Genomic DNA, 17,700 nt, shown 5'->3' on the forward strand with positions numbered 1-17,700 from the left:
GTTCCGCCAATTTATTTAATAACCGATTAGTGTATAACTAATCGGTTTTTTCGTTTTTATACTCTGTGAATTCTGCTAGAATTTGTAAAACTTCTAATAAAAATAACCGCTTGTATGGCTGAACTTGATCCCATTATTGAACAATTTCTTGATACGTTATGGCAAGAACACGGTTTGTCTGAAAACACTATAGCTTCTTACCGTTCTGATCTAGAGCGTTTTTCTGATTATTTTTCTGAGCCAAAGGCTTTCCTATCTATTGACCATATCGACTTACAAGGCTTTTTAGGCGAGCGTTTAGAGCAAGGCTATAAAGCAACCAGTTCAGCCCGAATGTTAAGTTGTTTACGTAAGTTTTTTCGTTTTTTAAGTCTTGAGAATTATCGCAAAGATGATCCAACGCTTACGCTCACTTCGCCAAAACGTGGGGCTCATTTACCCAAATCGCTAAGTGAAGAGCAGGTAATAGATTTGCTTGATGTGCCGAATACGCTAGATCCAATCGAATTACGTGATAAAGCAATGTTAGAGCTACTTTATGCAACGGGTTTGCGTGTAACAGAGTTGGTCTCGCTTTCCACAGATAATATCAGCCTAAAGCAAGGCGTGGTGAGAATTATCGGTAAAGGGGATAAAGAGCGTCTTGTGCCATTAGGTGAAGAGGCGAATTATTGGATACAGGAGTTTTTCCAATATGGTCGTCCGATTTTGTTGAATAATCAGCAGTCGGATGTGGTGTTTCCGAGTCGTCGTGGGCAGCAGATGACCCGACAGACATTTTGGCATCGCATTAAGCACTACGCTACACTTGCCGGTATTGATAGCGGTAAACTCTCGCCACATATTTTACGACACGCTTTTGCCACCCATTTAGTGAACCACGGTGCGGATTTGCGTGTGGTACAAATGTTACTTGGGCATAGTGATTTATCTACCACCCAAATTTACACCCAAGTGGCGAAAGCTCGCTTGAAATCGCTGCATCAGCAATTTCACCCTAGAGGTTAGTTAAACAGCCAATCCATTCATCTTGCCAGAAAATCAACGGTGTGCGATCTCGTTCCCAAATGGGTACACCGTGATTTTGCCAAATTTTTTTCATCTCTTCTCTATGTGGCTTGCCGTAGCATTTCACTTTTCCTTGCTTTCCGATAGTCAGAGAAACAGCTTGCTCAGCAAGCCCACTCGGTAATAACAAGCGGTGATTTTGTTCCTTTTTTTTGTAAATGATTTCTTGTTTGTGGCGAATGATAGTGCCGAGCTGATAAGGCAATTCCATTTCACTTTCTGTATTCAAAACCATTTCAAAAGCGGGAATAGCCTCTAATTCTTCGGTAATAAAAATGGCTTGCTGATAACGTCTGATTACCTTATTGCCGATTTTAAGTTGTGGGTTTTTATCTGCATTTGCAAAAATTAACTCAAAAATGACCGCTTGTAGTTGTGCTTGGGTTGGCATTGCCACGCCATTTTTTTCCAACCATAAACGGAGCAGTTGTTGCTGTTTTGCTGGTGAAAAATCCTCAAAACCAATGATGGATAACTGCTGATTTTCGCCCATTCGTTGCTTAAGTTCATTGCTGAGCAACTCTTCAATTAACGCCTGTTGTACTTGGCAATGTTGAGCTGAACGAGCTACCATTTCATTGAAATGCTGCCAGCGTTGATTGAGTTTAGGTAGGATTTCATTCCGTAAGAAATTGCGGTCGAATCGGCTATCTGCGTTGCTTTCATCTTCAATCCAATCCAATTTGTGTTGAGTTGCGTATTCAACTAATTCCGCTTTACTGATACCTAATAGCGGTCGAAAAAGCGTAAAATTTTGCAAAACATTGACCCCTTGCATTGCTGATAAGCCTTTAATGCCACTGCCACGTTTTAAGGCGAGCAGGAAGGTTTCTGCTTGATCGTCTAAATGGTGGGCAGTGGCAAGTACCTCATTGGCGTTTAGGTGCTGTTGAAAGGCTTGGTAGCGTGCGGCTCTTGCACCGTTTTCAATGCCGTTTGATGCATCGACAGTTACTTTTTGCAAAATAAAGGGAATATTTAACCGCTTGCAATATTGTTGGCAGAATTCTGCCCAATGGTCAGCATTTGGGCTTAAGCCGTGGTGGATATAGATAGCTCGCACTTTAAAAGTCGTGCGAGAGAAAAGATGAAGTAGTGCTACGGAGTCGAGTCCACCACTTAAGCCTACCAGAAACTGGCTTGCGGCCGGTAGGTGTGTTTGGCATTGGGCTTGAAAGTGGTGGAGTAATCCCATTTTACTTACCGATACAAAATGAGCTGAAAATATTGCCGAGCAAATCATCGGAGGTAAATTGCCCCGTGATTTCGCTTAACGCATTTTGCACCATTCGCAGCTCTTCTGCTAGCAATTCGCCGGCAAAGAATTGAGTAAGTTGAACGTGGCCTCGCTCTAAGTGGGTGGCTGCGGTTTCTAACGCTTGCAAGTGACGGCGGCGAGCCAAGAATCCACCTTCAGTAGAGCTTTGGTAGCCCATTGATTTTTTCAAGTGGTTACGCAGTAAGTCCACGCCGACTTTGGTTTGAGCAGAAAGGCGAATCATAGTGAAATCGTCCACTTGAATCAGCCCTTCAGGCTCGCTGGATAAATCCACTTTGTTGCGAATCACGGTAACCGGCATATTGGCCGGTAGTTTCGCCAAGAATTCTGCCCACTCGCTGCGGAACTGATCGGCTTGCTGCTCGGTGCTGTCAATCATTAATAAAACGTGGTCAGCTTGGGCGATTTCGTCCCAAGCCCGTTGAATGCCAATGCGTTCTACTTCATCGCTGGCATCACGCAAGCCGGCAGTGTCGATAATATGTAGCGGCATTCCGTCAATGTGGATATGCTCACGCAGCACATCACGGGTCGTGCCGGCAATGTTAGTCACAATCGCAGCCTCACGTCCGGCTAAGGCGTTGAGCAGGCTTGATTTTCCTGCATTTGGGCGGCCGGCAATTACCACTTTCATCCCTTCACGCAGAATTGAGCCTTGTTTAGCTTCACGGCGAACACTGTCTAATTGGGCGATGATTTCGTTTAATTTGCCTTCAATTTTGCCGTCTGCCAAAAAGTCAATTTCTTCATCAGGAAAGTCGATAGCTGCCTCCACATAGGTGCGGAGATAAATGACCGAATCGACCAACTGATTCACTTTATTGGAAAATTCACCTTGTAGCGATTTTAACGCCGAACGAGCCGCTTGTTCGCTTGTAGCATCAATTAAATCAGCAATTGCCTCAGCTTGGGCTAAATCAAGCTTATCGTTCAAAAAGGCTTGTTCGGAAAATTCCCCGGCACGGGCAATGCGAATGCCTTCAACTTGTAGAATGCGTTTCATCAACAAATCTAAAATCACTTGTCCGCCGTGGCCTTGCAGCTCCAAAACATCTTCGCCGGTAAAGGAGTTTGGGGCTTTGAAAAACAGGGCGATACCTTGATCAAGCACTGTGCCGTCTTCGTCTTTGAAAGGCAGATAATTTGCCAAGCGGGGCTGTAATTTTTTGCCTAATACCGCCTCGGCAACGGTTTCCGCCAAGGGGCCGGATACTCTTAAAATGCCGACTCCGCCACGTCCGATTGGTGTGGCTTGGGCAACAATGGTTTCTTTCATTTTTTATCCTCAAATTGGGTTGCAAGCGGTTGGATTTTGGTAAATTTTTACGAAAAACTGACCGCTTGTAATGATTGCTATAATACCGAAACCAAGCCTAAAGGTAAAATAAAAGGCGGTGTGCGATTGCTCGTATTCGGGCGAAGGAGTAGAATAGCCGCTCTTTATTTAAACAACGCAATACGCATTTAATGTCTTTAGAAAAACTCTTACTCACTCGCCGTTTTATTTCCACCACCGCATTTTTTTCAATGCAGAGCGTCTTTTTCTTCTATCTGAAAGGGAAAGGATTAGATAACACCCAAATTGCTTTTTCGCTTTCGTTATTGATGTTTTGTAATCAAGCGTTAGCGATTATTGCTGGCATTTGGGGCGACCGTTATGGCTTGGCGAAAATGATGTTGTTGGGTTGTTTGTTGGATGTGGTGGCTTATGTCCTTTTTTTAGCCGCCGATAATTACTTGATTTTACTGATGGCGACCACCTGTTTCGGACTGGGGAGTTGTTTGTTTGGCACGAACGCAAGAGCATGTTTGCTTGCGTTGGCAGGCAATGAGTATACCTCTAAAACCCGCTTGCAGGGTAAATATTTAAAGGTGACGAGTATGTCTTCGATGCTCGCTCCGCTCATTATCATTCCGTTTATTAAATATGATCTGATTGAAACGCTGATTTGGTGTTGTTTTATTTTGGAGGCGGTGCTATTTGTCTTTATGGTAAAACCGTTTTCGGCGGTGGAGAATATTCAAGGCAAAGTGAAATTCCGTTTCTCGCAAATTAAGGAAATCATCAGCAAAGAGTTTTTGTTCGCTCACTTAATGCTGTTTGTGCCGTTGAGTGTCGCATCTTCCTATTTTATTATTTTCCCGTATTTGTTTGATAAAGTGCTGAACGCCCCTGAACATTCGCCGATAGCTTTATTTATCAACGGGATTTTAACCGTAAGCCTGCAATCCTCGTTTTCTCGTAAGATTAATTTAACGAAAAAGCAGTTGATTTGGGTTTCGCCTCTGCTTGCTGTTGCAATTATTCTGCCTTGGTTTATTGCTGTTCAAGTCGCCACCTTAACCGCCGCCTATATTTACACCGTGATTTTTACTGTGGTGGAAGTCTTTGCTTTAACCGCAATGGCGAATTTATTGGTGAAATTTGATAACGGCAAAAACCGAGGCTTTATTTTTGGCTCGTCCCGCCTGATTTTGTCGATTACCACGATGATTACAATGAATTTAGTGCCAGTGATTTTCTTGATTTAACAAGCGGTCGTTTTTCGTAAAAATTTTACCAAAATAGGCAGTTTATCTCTGCCACAGCGGATTTTCAGAAATCAACTCCTCCAGCCATGCCAAAAATAGCTTTACCCTTTTGGGGGTGTAGCCTGAGTAAGGATAGACGAAATACATCGGCATTGCATAAAACGCTTGTTCGGGTAAGATAGGTTGTAGTTGTCCGCTACAGAAATAAGGCTCGGCGGCAACCTTGGGGAGATAGCCTACGCCTAAACCGGCAAGTGTACCTAAATAGTAGGTTTGGGCATTGTTAAATGTGAGCTGAAATGGCGGTTCAAATGGTGGTTGGTCAACCGGTAAGATCTTACTTTGCTTTCCAGTTGCAGCAAATTTAAACGACAAATAGCGGTGATGTTGCAAATCGTTCAATGACAGAATCGGCGGATTGTTTGTCAGATAATCTGACGTGGCACACAGGCAGAATGGCATTTGCCCAATCTCCTTTGCCACCAAATTCTCATCCGCCACCACTCCCCCACGAATCGCACAATCCACTCTCTCTTTTGTCAAATCAACAACCCGTTCGCTACTGCCGATTTCAAGACGTAATTTCGGGTATTTTGCTGTGAATTGTGGCAAGTTTGGTACAATTAGGTAATCAGCTACTGGCGAGGGCATTTCGACATTCAGCAAGCCACAAACTTCCTCTTGCTCCTGTAGGTCATTATGAATTTCATCAAATTCCGATAGTAGTGGCAAAATCCGTTGATAGTATGCTAGTCCGTCGGCGGTCGGAGATACTTTGCGGGTTGTGCGGTAGAGCAATTTCACACCTAGATGATTTTCCAAGCCCTGAATTTGCCCTGAAAGCGTGGTGGTTGCTATCCCCAATTTGTTGGCAGCCTGAGTAAAGCTGCCTGTTTCGATAATGCGGCAAAACGCTTGCATTGCCTCTAATTTATCAAGTGCCATTTCCCCCCCTACAAGCGGTAATTTTTTGCAAAATTTTAGCAAAAATCGACCGCTTACAGTATTATTATCCGAAATTTCGGATAAATAAACCGAGTTTGTGTTATTTATCGCTCTAATTGATCAACCTATAATATCCTCAGTTTTAGATTCTTATTAGGAAAGCAAAATGAAAAAAAACTTACTTGCTCTGAGCATTGGAATGGTAGCAGCCACAGCTGCATTTGCGGAAAAATCGTTTGATATGAACCAAGCTGAGCCGTTTGAGGCAAAAGTGTTGGTTGAGGGGTTGAAAGATCCATGGGATATGCAGATTGACCGTAATGGCCAGCTTTGGATTACACAAGTCGGCGGAGATATTGCGATGATTGATGCGAAAAGTGGGGAACGGAAAGTGATTCACCACTTTGACAATGTGGTCAATGGCGGTATTCAGCAAGGTTTGTTGGGCTTAGCATTGGATAAAAATTTCTTATCCGGCAAAGGCGATAACATTCTTTACGCAGCTTATGCTTACAAAGCAGCAGACAGCAACGCTTACACTAAAATAGTGAAATTGACCTTAAATGCGAAAGCAGACAAGGTTGAAAAAGAGGAGATTGTGCTGGATAAATTGGCGTCTTACACCGATCACCAAGGTGGGCGTTTGTTGCTTGGGCCGGATAACAAGCTCTACTACACCATCGGCAACCAAGGGGCAAACCAATACGACCGAACCTGTATGGCGGATCGTGCTCAACGCTTACCGACAGCCGAAGAGCTGGCGAACAAAGATTGGGCTGCATACCAAGGAAAAACCTTGCGTTTCAACACGGATGGTTCGGTACCGGAAGATAATCCTGTGTTAAACGGTGTGAAGAGCCATATTTATACTTACGGACACCGCAATCCACAAGGAATTGTGTTTGCTGGTGATAAGCTCTTCCAAGAAGAGCAAGGGCCGGGTTCGGATGATGAAGTTAATTTACTGGAAGCTGGTGCTAATTACGGTTGGCCTCACGTTGCTGGCTATCCGGATAACCAAAACTACATTTATACCAGTTATGCCACAGCGGAAAAATGTGGCGAGTTACCACAAACCATAGGCGATACTACTTTTGAAACCCACGGCGGTGAGGCACCCAATAAAATGGTCGCTCAAAAAGAAACCGATTTTGTGCAGGAAGCAAACTACCGCAACCCTCTCAAAACTTTCTTTACCGTACGCAACGGACACAATATGTTTGACAAAGGCAACTGTCCGGATTCCAGCTATCTCTGCTGGCCGACAGCGGCTCTGTCCAGTATTGCTTACTACCCGAAAGATGGCAAAGTAAAAGCGTGGCAAAACTCGATTTTAGTTTCCGGACTGAAAAGTGGTGCAATTTACCGTATGCCGCTCAATAGTAGTGTTGATGATGTGCAAGGCGAGCTTTACAAACATTTCGCCAGCCCGAACCGCTACCGCAATGTCACAGTTAATCACGACGGCAGTAAAATCTATGTGATGACTGATACTCAAGGTGCTTCACTCGGTTTAGACGGCAAACAGAATATGCAAATGCAAAATTCTGGTGCGATTTTGGTGTTTGAAGCCAAATAAACCTGTTGGTAAGCGGTCAGTTTTTAGTGATTATTTACAACACAAAAGCCCTGAACATTCTCCTGTTCAGGGCTTTGTTTTAGGACAATAGCTCTAGCAACCAGAGCCTGAGTTTTAAGCTCAAGTTGCTGGTATAGCCGGTGGTGTGATGGATAATTTTGCCGTCTTTGATCATTAAAATGGTCGGCGTAGCTTGAATATCCCAGCCTTGAGAAAATTCCCCTGTTGGGTCATTAATAGTGGCAAAGGTGTAGCCATTTTCATTGAGATAGCTTTGTACCTCAGTATTATTGCCTGATTTTAAGGCGACTCCTAGCACTTCGGTGCCGTTCTCGGAGAGTTCTTGAATATTGGGGGAAACAAATTCGCAATAATGACACCAACTTCCCCAAAAGTAGAGTAACATTGGTTTTTTATGGCTGAGTTGGGCGATGATTTTCGGTTGGTTTTGAATATCATATTGTACTTTCTGTTCAAATTCGACCGGGGCAGTAGGGGCTCTGTACCAATCCATTACAAAGCTGATGAGGATAAACAAGCCACCGTATAAGAAAATATTTTTGATAAATCGGCTGATAAGGGATTTTTTCTGAGTCATCGGTTATATTTTTCAAGATAAAAATGGTAAAAAGCCCCGTGAGTGAAATTCACAGGGCTTTGTGGTTTGGGGGATTATAGAATGTCTAATAATTCCACTTCAAAAATTAAGGTGGCGAATGGCGGAATTGACGCACCTGCACCACGCTCACCGTAAGCAAGTTCTTGAGGAATGGTTAAACGCCATTTTGAGCCAACAGGCATTAATTGTAATGCTTCTGTCCAACCACGAATCACGCCATTTACAGGGAATTCTGCCGGCTGACCACGTTTTACTGAGCTGTCGAACACTGTGCCGTCAATTAATGAACCGGTGTAGTGAACACGCACGGTTGAGCTTGCTGTTGGTTTTTCGCCTGTGCCTTCGGTTAAAATTTCATATTGCAAGCCACTTTCGGTTACTACAACGCCTTTCGCTTTTTTGTTCTCTTCTAGGAAGGCTTTGTTTTCTGCATCAATTGCTTTAAACGCTTCCGCTTGAGCGGCTTCCGCACGCTGACCTAATTCTTGTAATGCCGCGGTTACTTCGTTTAAGTCGATAGCCGGTTGGTTGTTGCTTAATACATCGTAAATCCCACGGGCAACCGCTTCTGCGTTTACATCCATACCGCTGCCTAAAAGTTGCTGACCGATTTGTAAACCGATACCGTAACCGCCTTTTGCTTCTACTGAGTCTAATGCAACTGAATTGAAATCTAATGCCATTTGTTGTTCCTTTTAATTAATTGAATAATGTATCAAATAAATACGGGTAGATAAATGGGGATAAAAATTGAAAATACAAGATAAGAAAGAAACAAGCGGTTAATTTTTTGCAAAATTTTGCAACAAAACCACCGCTTGTAAAGATTAGAAGGTTAAGTATGGGGCAACTTTCTCAACGGTTGCCTCGCCAATACCCGGAATGTTGGATAATTCCGCTGCACTTTTAATTTTGCCCGCTTTTTTGCGATATTCTACAATCGCTTTTGCTTTCGCTTCGCCAATGCCTGCTAAAGATTGTAATTCTTCTTCGCTTGCTTTGTTAATATTTACTTTTTGTGATTTTTTTACCGTAGCTGTTTTTTCAGCTGCGGTTGCTTTTACTGCTGCAACTTTTTCTGTTGTGGCGGTTTTAGCTGAATTTAGTGTTTCACGTGCCGTTGCCGCTTTTTCAGTTGTTGCCATTTTTGCCGCTTCTGCTTTCACTTTTGCATTTTCTGTTGCCGCACTTGCTTTAGCTTTGACTGCTTCCGTTTTCTCTGCAACACTTTCTTTTACTTCTTTCGCTTTTACTTTCGTATTTTCTTTAACTTCAGCTGCTACAGCTTTTGCGTTCACTGTTTGTGTATTAGTTTCAGCAAATGATGTTACTGAAACTGCCATAGCAACGCCTAATGCTAATAATGTTTTTAATGGTTTCATTTAAAATCCTTAAATAAAAAAGAGGGTGAATTATTGAAAAAAACTATATTTTAAGACTTTACTAATTTAATAAAGTTCATTGAATTTGTAATTAACGGCAAGACAAAAAAGCAAGTGGTTATTTTTACTGAAACTAAAAAATAACCACTTGCTTTATTAATAGCATTAGAGCATTAGAGCATTAGAGCAATAGTGCACTGCCCCATTTGATAATATCGAAGAAGAATTTGTTGTCGTTAGTGGCAACTTTATCTCCATTTTTATTGGTTTCTGTTTTTGCCTCTTCTGCCATTCCGCTTTGATATTGTCCTTTCACTACTGACAGATCGTTTTTCGCATTGGCACGCAAGGTGGCACACTGCTTTTTCGGTAATTCTTCTACCGCTTCGTTATTTTTAAATTTCTTGAACAAATGCTGAGCGTAACCCATTGATTTTTCGTCGTTTTGAATGATTTTGACATACTGCTCACCGATAATCTCTTCAAGCGGATAGAAGAACACGTATTGTGAGAAAATATATGAATCTTCCTTAGAAAAATGTTCCTGCTGAATGCGGGTTAAGTTCGGGTAAATACACTGCTTCGCTTGATTACTCAAGACTACCCATTTTTGAGCGTCCGCTTCAGACAATACGTAATCAGCATTCGCAAATTCACCCGGAAAGGCTTCTTCTTTTATGGTTTCATTTGATGTGCAAGCAACAGCCAAAAAGCCTGTTGAAAGTAATATTATTTTTTTAAACATAATGCATTTCCATTAAAAATTTTGCGTATTCTAGCAAAAAAATAACGACTTACCATTGCAAAGTTTTATCGAAAAACCACCGCTTGTGAAGTGCAAAGATTGAGAGGGATTATTTAGAATATTTATAATACGGTTTCAAGAAACACCAAAAGCCCACGTTTTTTATCTGCACTTAAACGATCTAAGTGAGCATTTAATCTAACGCGAACACTATCTTCGGAAATAGGAACAAATTGTTGTTTATCATTTATACTTAGATCCGAAATACAATCAATAAAGAACCAACCAATTTCAGTGTTTAAAGTAGTGGCAATTTCGACTAAATGAGCCACATTGATTTTATTCTCTCCTCGTTCATAGCGAGAAAGCTGTTGTTGAGCGATACCTATTTTTTCAGATAATTCGGCAGCACTGAATCCAAACTCTTTTCGCTTTTGCTGAATTCGTTTGCCTACTAATCTATCTATTTCTGTTACTGAAAGTTTCGACATTACTCAAGCCCTAATTTATCTTTTATTGCTATTTTGTAACTGTTTTACTCTTTTAAAAATATCGGTTATAGTACAAATTATGGTTTTTATTTATTTAAGGGTTTACTTTTATGTATCAAAGTCATCCATTTACGCTAATTCATTGGTTTGGTCCTTTCAGATTAGATGATATTTTAGAAAATAATGAATGGAAGTGGAAAACAGGGCTTTATTTAGGTATAGGAAAACTTAAAGGTAGTCGCAAAGAAGGTGAAATTCTTTATTGTGGTATTTGCGAGCAATCTTATGCTTCTCGTTTTAAAAATCACCATAAACTTCCATTTATCACAAGAGAGCAAGAAATTTGGCTGGGGCAAGTTGCCTCAACTCCTTACCCATCAAATAATGGAGCATATAAAGCCTATTTAAAAGAACCGGAAAGATTACTCACTTATTTTATGCAACCAGCACTAAATGATAGAAATACTATTTTAATACCGAGAGTAGGCACAGTGCTTAACTATTGGTTTAAACCAAATGGGCAATCACGTAAAAAGAGATTATCTACAACACTAAGCTTGCCTGACATTATTTCTTGGGACGGAGAAAAATGGCGTTCGGGTAATTTACGTATTGAAGATAATGAATAAAAGGGTAATTAAAATGGCAAAATCACCAACAAAAGAACTTGAACGCCTTGAGGAACAATTCAATAAAGGAAATATCTCTGAAAGACAGTTTAAGAAATTAAGACAAAAGACGATAGATGATGCTTTAAAGCAAAAATCTGCTACTTCTTCACCTCGCTCTAAAAAGAAAGGTGGTAATAATACACTCAAAGGGATAGGCTTATTTTTATTACTCGTAGTTTTTGGTTCTTCTTATAATAAAAATGAAAGCGTGAGCGATACAAAATCAGCAACACAAACTACAAAAAACGCAACTCAGAAACAATGCGATCAAATATGGAAAGATGAAGGGTATTACAAGGTACTCAGAAGTAGCTGTACTTTTATGGAAGACGTAGATCCTATTTACAGAACAGAGAGCTCTGATAGACATAGTCAATTTAAGGAATATGCAGATAGAAATGGTTGCTCCTATAATGAAGAAAAGGCAACTAAAATAAGCACTGACACTAGCTTGGTTATAATGGGAAAATTGAGAGCATCTCAAGAAAAAACCGGAAATATTCAGGTTTTTTGTAATGCAGAAAAAAGCTATTTTGGTAAGGTTATCAAAAAATACAATATTCAGTAATGACTAGGGGACTGCCTTAAAGGCACTCCCCATTTTTATTTGTAAAATTCTATACAAAAACTACCGCTTGTTTTTTCCGATCCCCTAATCTGTTAAACTAACGGCAATGATTTCTAACTACTTAAACAATCGATGACGAAAGATCTTTCTACTCACACGCCGATGATGGTGCAATATTTGCAACTCAAAGCTCAAAATCCGGATATTTTGCTATTTTACCGAATGGGGGATTTCTATGAGCTATTTTATGATGATGCAAAACGAGCGGCGGCGTTGTTGGATATCTCGCTGACCAAACGTGGGCAATCGGCAGGTGAGCCTATTCCAATGGCGGGGGTGCCGTATCACGCAGTAGAAGGGTATTTAGCAAAGCTGGTGGCATTGGGCGAGAGTGTGGCAATTTGCGAACAGGTGGGCGATCCAGCCACCTCAAAAGGACCTGTTGAGCGTAAAGTAGTGAGAATTGTAACACCGGGAACGGTTAGCGATGAGGCATTGTTACCTGAACGCCAAGATAATTTAGTGGCAGCAGTCTATGAGGAAAAAGGTATTTTTGCGATAGCCTCATTGGATATGACTTCTGGGCGGTTTTTAATCAGCGAGTTGCCGAACAAAGAGGCGTTGGCGGCAGAATTACAACGTTTACAACCGGCGGAAATTCTGTATGCGGAAGATTTCTCGGCTGCGGGCATTTTAAATAATTATAAAGGCTTACGTCGCCGTCCTGTGTGGGAGTTTGAGCTGGTAACTTCCATTCAATTATTAAACCGCCAGTTCGGCACACAAAGTCTTGCGGGGTTTGGAGTAGAGAAGGCTATCGTTGCTCTTTGTGCTGCAGGTTGTGTGTTGCATTATGCACAAGAAACCCAGCGTACCGCATTGCCTCATATTAATTCTATTAAGTTAGCTCAACATAGTGATACGGTGTTATTAGATGCTGCAACCCGCCGTAATTTAGAGCTTACGCAAAATCTCACAGGTGGCACGGAAAACACGCTGGCTGCCGTATTAGATAAATGCGTTACCCCAATGGGAAGCCGTTTACTCAAGCGTTGGATTCATCAGCCCATTCGAGATTATGCCAAACTGCAAGAAAGACAACAGACCATTGCAGCTATTATTGAGCACGATAGAGTAGGCGATCTCCAACCGTTACTTCAACAAGTTGGCGATATGGAACGGATTTTAGCTCGTGTTGCGTTACGTTCGGCTCGCCCTCGTGATCTCACACGCTTACGCACCGCCTTGGCACAACTGCCCGAAATTGCAAAAAATTCCCAAAATTTGACCGCTAGTTTAGATAAATTGCTATCTCAATTAGCGGATTTCAGCGAGCTACTTGATTTACTTGAGCGTGCGATTATTGAAAATCCGCCACAGCTTATTCGTGATGGAGGTGTGATTGCTGAAGGCTATAATGCGGAGCTAGACGAATGGCGAGAGCTTTCAGATGGAGCAACCCAATATTTAGAGAATTTGGAAATTCGTGAGCGTGAAACCACCGGCATTGATACACTGAAAATCGGCTTTAATGCAGTACACGGCTACTATATTCAAATCAGTCAAGGGCAAGCTCATAAAGCCCCGATTCATTACGTTCGCCGTCAAACGCTGAAAAATGCCGAACGCTATATTATTCCTGAACTCAAAACCTATGAAGACAAGGTATTAAAAGCGAAGGGGGCATCGCTCGCACTTGAAAAGCAACTTTATGATGAGTTGTTCGATATTTTGATGCCACGATTAGGCGAGTTACAACTTGCCGCAATGGTACTTTCAACTCTTGATGTACTGACTAACCTTGCTGAACGAGCAGACAGTTTAAACTACGTTTGCCCGACTTTTAGCCCAACGAGAATGGTAAATATCAAAGGTGGCAGACACCCTGTGGTTGAGCAGGTGCTAACTGATCCGTTTATTGCCAACCCTGTATTTCTGAATGCTCAACGCCATTTGTTGATTGTAACAGGTCCGAATATGGGCGGTAAAAGCACTTATATGCGACAAATCGCCCTGATTACCTTGATGGCGTATATCGGCAGTTTTGTGCCGGCAGAAAGTGCGGAAATTGGTCCGATTGATCGTATTTTCACTCGTATTGGAGCAAGCGATGATTTGGCTTCCGGGCGTTCAACCTTTATGGTGGAAATGACCGAAATGGCGAATATTTTGCACCAAGCTACCGAAAATAGTCTGGTGCTGATTGATGAAATCGGGCGTGGTACTTCCACCTATGATGGTTTATCGCTGGCGTGGGCGTGTGCGGAATGGTTGGCGAAGAAAACGCAATCTTTAACCCTATTCGCTACCCATTATTTCGAGCTAACAGGGCTACCAAATCAGCTTAAAGGCGTGGCAAACGTACATTTAGATGCGAGAGAACACAACGATACCATCGCCTTTATGCATTCAGTACAAGAAGGGGCGGCAAGCAAAAGCTATGGCTTGGCGGTGGCGGCTCTTGCCGGTGTACCAAAGCAAGTGATTCAATTGGCAAAACAACGTTTAGCTCATTTAGAAGAAATTTCCCACCAAACCAAACAAGCCAACGAGCACCCGCAAGCAGATTTGCTTTTTGCAGCGGACTTCGCCGATGATTTGCAAAAAAATGAAGCAATTCAACCGCTTGCCGCAGAAGAAAGCGAGTTAGAAAAAGCCTTCAAAGCAATTCAACCCGATGAACTCACGCCAAGACAAGCGTTAGAAGAACTTTATCGGTTGAAGAAGTTGTTGGGGTAAAGGTTTTATTTGACGGCAATTTGTAAAAAGCTCATAATTTATCCAGTAAGTAATGCAAAAGGAAAATGATATGCCAATAAATCCAACAGAAAACCAGCAAAAAAAGATTTTTCAAGAAAAGATCTTATCAATGTTTGAACAATCTTTAACGGAAGAGCAACGTTTTTTGCAAGGTATAATGAACGGAGAGATTGAGCTGATTTCTCACGATGAAGTGATGGAAAAACTTGAATACGTTTTAAAAAATGGGTTAGATCGTAAATGAAACAAGATTATGCCGTTTTCTGGTCTAAAAAAGCAGAGTTTAAATTGTTAGATAAAGCGGATTACATTTATTCTGAAAGTCAAAATGAAGAAATAGCAAGTAAATTTTTAGAAACAATGAGAAGTCTTGCTGAAAAATTGAGTTTTGTTGCGTCAGCGTATGCTGATGGAAAGTTTCATCTTTATCCTTTAAAATATGGACATTCGGTAAAATTCATTGTCGCAGATAATATTGTTGTGATTGAAGACTTTCTGCCTAAAGGAATGAATTACTCTTTCTATTAAAAATCGCCCTTGAACAGGGCGATTTTGCTTAGAACGTATGTGAAAACTCAATATACACACGGTTTTTGTCATAACTATAAAAAGTGTGATTACTTTTTACTTTGTTATATTGCCAGGTTAAACGAGGAGTAATGCCTTTAAAATGCACGGCTCTGTGCCAGATACTCGCTTGTACGCCGTATTCTTTATTACGCTGGGTAATTTGGAAAATAGGCATTGGTGCTCTATATTGCTTGCGACCATAGCTCACGCTTAATTGACTTGAAAGCCCATTCTTCCACTCTTGCCCCCAACCTAGTGAAACACCTCGACGAATAAAGCTGTCATCTAAATCTCTGGTGCTATTGCGGTTAAAGTTCGCTCCAACAAACCAATATTGCTGGCTGCTTGGATGGTAGTAAATACTCGGAGAAACAAAATGATAATTTCCATCTAAGTGCTGGCGGCGGGTATAGCGTTGCTCGGCATATTCATACGTTATTGAGGATTGCCATTGTGGCGTAATCCAGTATTGCCAACGAGTATTAACACCACCAGCATTTGAATAACGCTTAGTGCTTTGACTTTGAGTAGAACCGCCCGCATACCAAGTTTGCTCTAAGAAAGGTAAAACCGTGATTTTTTGTTTCGCACTTTGATAGCCTAATCCGAAACTTTCTCTAAGCGAATATTCATTATATTTTTTATTATTCCAATAATATTTGCCATTACCGTTTAGGCGAAACTCGTGGAAGAAACCATTTCCCCAAGACCATTTTTTCGCAGCGTCAAAACTTAGCCCAATCCCTTGAGCAGACTCTTTCTTCGGAGCTGTCCATCTGCCGTAAGTTGTGCCTGAAGCTGGAGCATTATTAATATTTGGATCATTTAAATAAGTTAAGCCGCCTTGAAATACCCATTTGTCTTGTTTACTGATGGCTTCTAAATAATGATTGATGATATTTGTAATTTTTATAGGTAATTTATCCGCTTGTAATTTATGAAATTGTGCTTCTGCGGCTTCATTTTCACGGTTTTCAAAAAGTGCCACCGCAAGCTGCATTCGGATCGGCTGATTTTCCGGATAACTTGCCAGCAACTCTCGGTAAAGTTTAATAGATTGAGTATAATCTTGATTTGATTTTGCCTCTGTTGCCTTTGCCCACGTAATCATTTCACGATTTTGCTTAGATGTAGGGAGTTTTTGGTATATCGGCAATAAAAAGAGGACGTTTTCGGTATTGCCTGTTACCAATGCCGTCAGCATTGCTGAATTTAATAACTCAGGCTGCTGAATGAGTTCTTGGCTTGAAATTGAAATAGTCTGATTGCTATTTTGCACTTTGGGCTGAGCTTGAGCAACTTTATGTTCCGGTGTCTCAAACGATTGATTTTGTTGCATCCGCTGATTATCCATTTTCTCTTGAATTGGAGCTGGGGCGGTATCAGCTAATGCAAAATGTGCAGCTAAACTGAAAGCAATAGGAATAATTTTTTTCATAGTAAAGTATTATAAAAGAAATAGAAAAGGCTATTTTTCAATAGCCTTTCAAAAAAATCAATAAAAAAATTATTGTTTTTTACCGCCAAATGCACCGGAGAAGTCTGATGAGCTATAAGCACCACCGATTTCGCTTGCATTTGAACCATAGAAATGACCTTCTAGCTCGGCTGATTTTCCGTTATGGACTGCTTTTCCATCAAATTCGTTACCATCAATTTTAGCGTTTGTTACTGCTACATTTGGAGCAACATCACCGTTTATGGTTTTGTTAGCAAAATCAACGTTTAATTTGTGATCTCGAGAGGTTGATGTTTGACCATTTGCTACAAAAACACCATCTACATTATAAGTTGCGGAACCTGTAGTTGGAATATTAGATTTTGGTGTAACATCACCTTGTGCAAAAACATAACCATCAATATGTCCGAATTTCACGTTAGTAAATTTGGCACCGCTTACAGTAAAGTTTTTATAAGTTACGCCGTTAATTATGCTATTTTGAAGATTTGTAAATCCACCAGAAACAATATTACCCCAAGAAACAGGGAATGTTTTACCATCAACAATTAATTGTTGTTTATAGGTGTTTGCTTTTGCAATATCAAATTCTTTGCTATCACTGACACGGAAAGCGGTTCCCATATCATCAGAAGAGTTTGTTTGGGTTGGTTGAGTTGGAGTTGTTTGGGTAGGTGCAGGTTTATTAGCAGAAGTATTTGTATTATTATTTGCAGCAGGAGAAGTACTATTATTTCCACCACCTGAACTACCGCAAGCAGAAATTACACCAGCAGCAAGAAGCGTTAAGCTAAATTTTACGATTTGATTCATAGATATGTTCCTTTTTTATGTTAAGAAATAGAAACGATTATGATGAGCTAGCATAAGTCATCAAATGGAGTATGACGAATTTGTTTTCATTTGTAAATAGATAAAATAACGTTGCCCCAGCGGAGCAATTTTTCTTACTTAACAAGTTTTACAGTCTCTTTCACCATCTCCCCAATCTCTTGCCATTTTTTCTCTTTAATCAATGACTTCTCCACAAAC

18 protein-coding genes are annotated in these 17,700 nt (G+C 41.0%); 8 read left to right on the forward strand and 10 right to left on the reverse strand.

Annotated features, from left to right (window positions below):
- Positions 1-114 precede the first annotated feature (114 nt).
- Positions 115-1,008, forward strand: a complete 894-nt coding sequence (gene xerD / locus V6W77_RS10410) for a site-specific tyrosine recombinase XerD (RefSeq protein ID WP_334254580.1) — start codon at positions 115-117, stop codon at positions 1,006-1,008.
- Here the strand turns inward: xerD and tilS are convergent.
- On the reverse strand, positions 998-2,263 hold the full coding sequence (gene tilS / locus V6W77_RS10415) for a tRNA lysidine(34) synthetase TilS (protein WP_334254581.1): 1,266 nt from the start codon (positions 2,261-2,263) through the stop codon (positions 998-1,000). The genes xerD and tilS overlap by 11 nt on opposite strands.
- Before the next feature lies 1 nt (position 2,264).
- On the reverse strand, positions 2,265-3,623 hold the full coding sequence (gene mnmE, locus V6W77_RS10420) for a tRNA uridine-5-carboxymethylaminomethyl(34) synthesis GTPase MnmE (protein ID WP_334254582.1): 1,359 nt from the start codon (positions 3,621-3,623) through the stop codon (positions 2,265-2,267).
- A gap of 191 nt (positions 3,624-3,814) precedes the next feature.
- Between mnmE and V6W77_RS10425 the strand changes: the two genes are divergently transcribed.
- Positions 3,815-4,879 (forward strand): MFS transporter, encoded by a 1,065-nt coding sequence (locus V6W77_RS10425; protein ID WP_334254583.1) that lies wholly within the window; start codon positions 3,815-3,817, stop codon positions 4,877-4,879.
- 42 nt (positions 4,880-4,921) lie between these two features.
- On the opposite strand, the gene V6W77_RS10430 is transcribed toward V6W77_RS10425, so the two are convergent.
- Positions 4,922-5,824, reverse strand: coding sequence for a LysR family transcriptional regulator (locus V6W77_RS10430; RefSeq protein ID WP_334254584.1), 903 nt, complete (start codon positions 5,822-5,824; stop codon positions 4,922-4,924).
- Positions 5,825-5,990: 166 nt separating this feature from the next.
- Between V6W77_RS10430 and V6W77_RS10435 the strand changes: the two genes are divergently transcribed.
- Positions 5,991-7,403 carry a glucose/sorbosone family PQQ-dependent dehydrogenase gene (locus tag V6W77_RS10435; RefSeq protein ID WP_334254585.1) on the forward strand — a complete coding sequence of 471 codons (1,413 nt, stop codon included), beginning with the start codon at positions 5,991-5,993 and terminating at the stop codon, positions 7,401-7,403.
- Between the two features lie 79 nt (positions 7,404-7,482).
- Here V6W77_RS10435 and V6W77_RS10440 read toward each other — a convergent pair whose 3' ends face one another.
- The 5 genes from V6W77_RS10440 to V6W77_RS10460 form a co-directional block, all read right to left on the reverse strand.
- Positions 7,483-8,001 (reverse strand): protein disulfide oxidoreductase, encoded by a 519-nt coding sequence (locus tag V6W77_RS10440; protein ID WP_334254586.1) that lies wholly within the window; start codon positions 7,999-8,001, stop codon positions 7,483-7,485.
- A gap of 74 nt (positions 8,002-8,075) precedes the next feature.
- Positions 8,076-8,705, reverse strand: coding sequence for a BamJ family beta-barrel-assembly machinery protein (gene bamJ / locus V6W77_RS10445; protein ID WP_283386665.1), 630 nt, complete (start codon positions 8,703-8,705; stop codon positions 8,076-8,078).
- Between the two features lie 144 nt (positions 8,706-8,849).
- Positions 8,850-9,404 carry a ComEA family DNA-binding protein gene (locus tag V6W77_RS10450; RefSeq protein ID WP_334254587.1) on the reverse strand — a complete coding sequence of 185 codons (555 nt, stop codon included), beginning with the start codon at positions 9,402-9,404 and terminating at the stop codon, positions 8,850-8,852.
- Positions 9,405-9,585: 181 nt separating this feature from the next.
- The gene (locus V6W77_RS10455; protein WP_283386667.1) at positions 9,586-10,149 is read right to left on the reverse strand and encodes a DUF5358 domain-containing protein; all 564 of its coding nucleotides are present in this window, start codon (positions 10,147-10,149) and stop codon (positions 9,586-9,588) included.
- Between the two features lie 122 nt (positions 10,150-10,271).
- Entirely contained in the window at positions 10,272-10,640 is a 369-nt protein-coding gene (locus V6W77_RS10460; RefSeq protein WP_188157185.1) for a helix-turn-helix domain-containing protein, read from the reverse strand.
- 110 nt (positions 10,641-10,750) lie between these two features.
- Here V6W77_RS10460 and V6W77_RS10465 point away from each other — a divergent pair, with 110 nt between their 5' ends.
- From V6W77_RS10465 to V6W77_RS10485, 5 genes are all read left to right on the forward strand, one after another.
- Positions 10,751-11,269 carry a hypothetical protein gene (locus tag V6W77_RS10465; protein ID WP_334254588.1) on the forward strand — a complete coding sequence of 173 codons (519 nt, stop codon included), beginning with the start codon at positions 10,751-10,753 and terminating at the stop codon, positions 11,267-11,269.
- A gap of 13 nt (positions 11,270-11,282) precedes the next feature.
- Positions 11,283-11,879 (forward strand): hypothetical protein, encoded by a 597-nt coding sequence (locus V6W77_RS10470; protein WP_334254589.1) that lies wholly within the window; start codon positions 11,283-11,285, stop codon positions 11,877-11,879.
- A 132-nt stretch (positions 11,880-12,011) separates the two neighbouring features.
- A complete protein-coding gene (gene mutS, locus V6W77_RS10475; protein WP_334254590.1) occupies positions 12,012-14,618 on the forward strand; it encodes a DNA mismatch repair protein MutS in 2,607 nt (868 codons plus the stop codon).
- Positions 14,619-14,688: 70 nt separating this feature from the next.
- Complete coding sequence (locus V6W77_RS10480; RefSeq protein ID WP_283386671.1) at positions 14,689-14,883, forward strand: hypothetical protein; 195 nt, start codon at positions 14,689-14,691, stop codon at positions 14,881-14,883.
- Positions 14,880-15,167, forward strand: coding sequence for a type II toxin-antitoxin system RelE/ParE family toxin (locus V6W77_RS10485; RefSeq protein ID WP_283386672.1), 288 nt, complete (start codon positions 14,880-14,882; stop codon positions 15,165-15,167). The genes V6W77_RS10480 and V6W77_RS10485 overlap by 4 nt, the downstream gene beginning before the upstream one ends.
- A 28-nt stretch (positions 15,168-15,195) precedes the next feature.
- On the opposite strand, the gene V6W77_RS10490 is transcribed toward V6W77_RS10485, so the two are convergent.
- Together V6W77_RS10490 and V6W77_RS10495 are read right to left on the reverse strand one after the other, a co-directional pair.
- Positions 15,196-16,647, reverse strand: coding sequence for a porin family protein (locus V6W77_RS10490; RefSeq protein WP_334254591.1), 1,452 nt, complete (start codon positions 16,645-16,647; stop codon positions 15,196-15,198).
- A 69-nt stretch (positions 16,648-16,716) separates the two neighbouring features.
- On the reverse strand, positions 16,717-17,481 hold the full coding sequence (locus V6W77_RS10495) for a Slam-dependent surface lipoprotein (protein WP_334254592.1): 765 nt from the start codon (positions 17,479-17,481) through the stop codon (positions 16,717-16,719).
- Positions 17,482-17,700 lie beyond the last annotated feature (219 nt).

The sequence above is a fragment of the Mannheimia indoligenes genome, assembly GCF_036880405.1.
GTDB lineage: Bacteria > Pseudomonadota > Gammaproteobacteria > Enterobacterales > Pasteurellaceae > Mannheimia > Mannheimia indoligenes.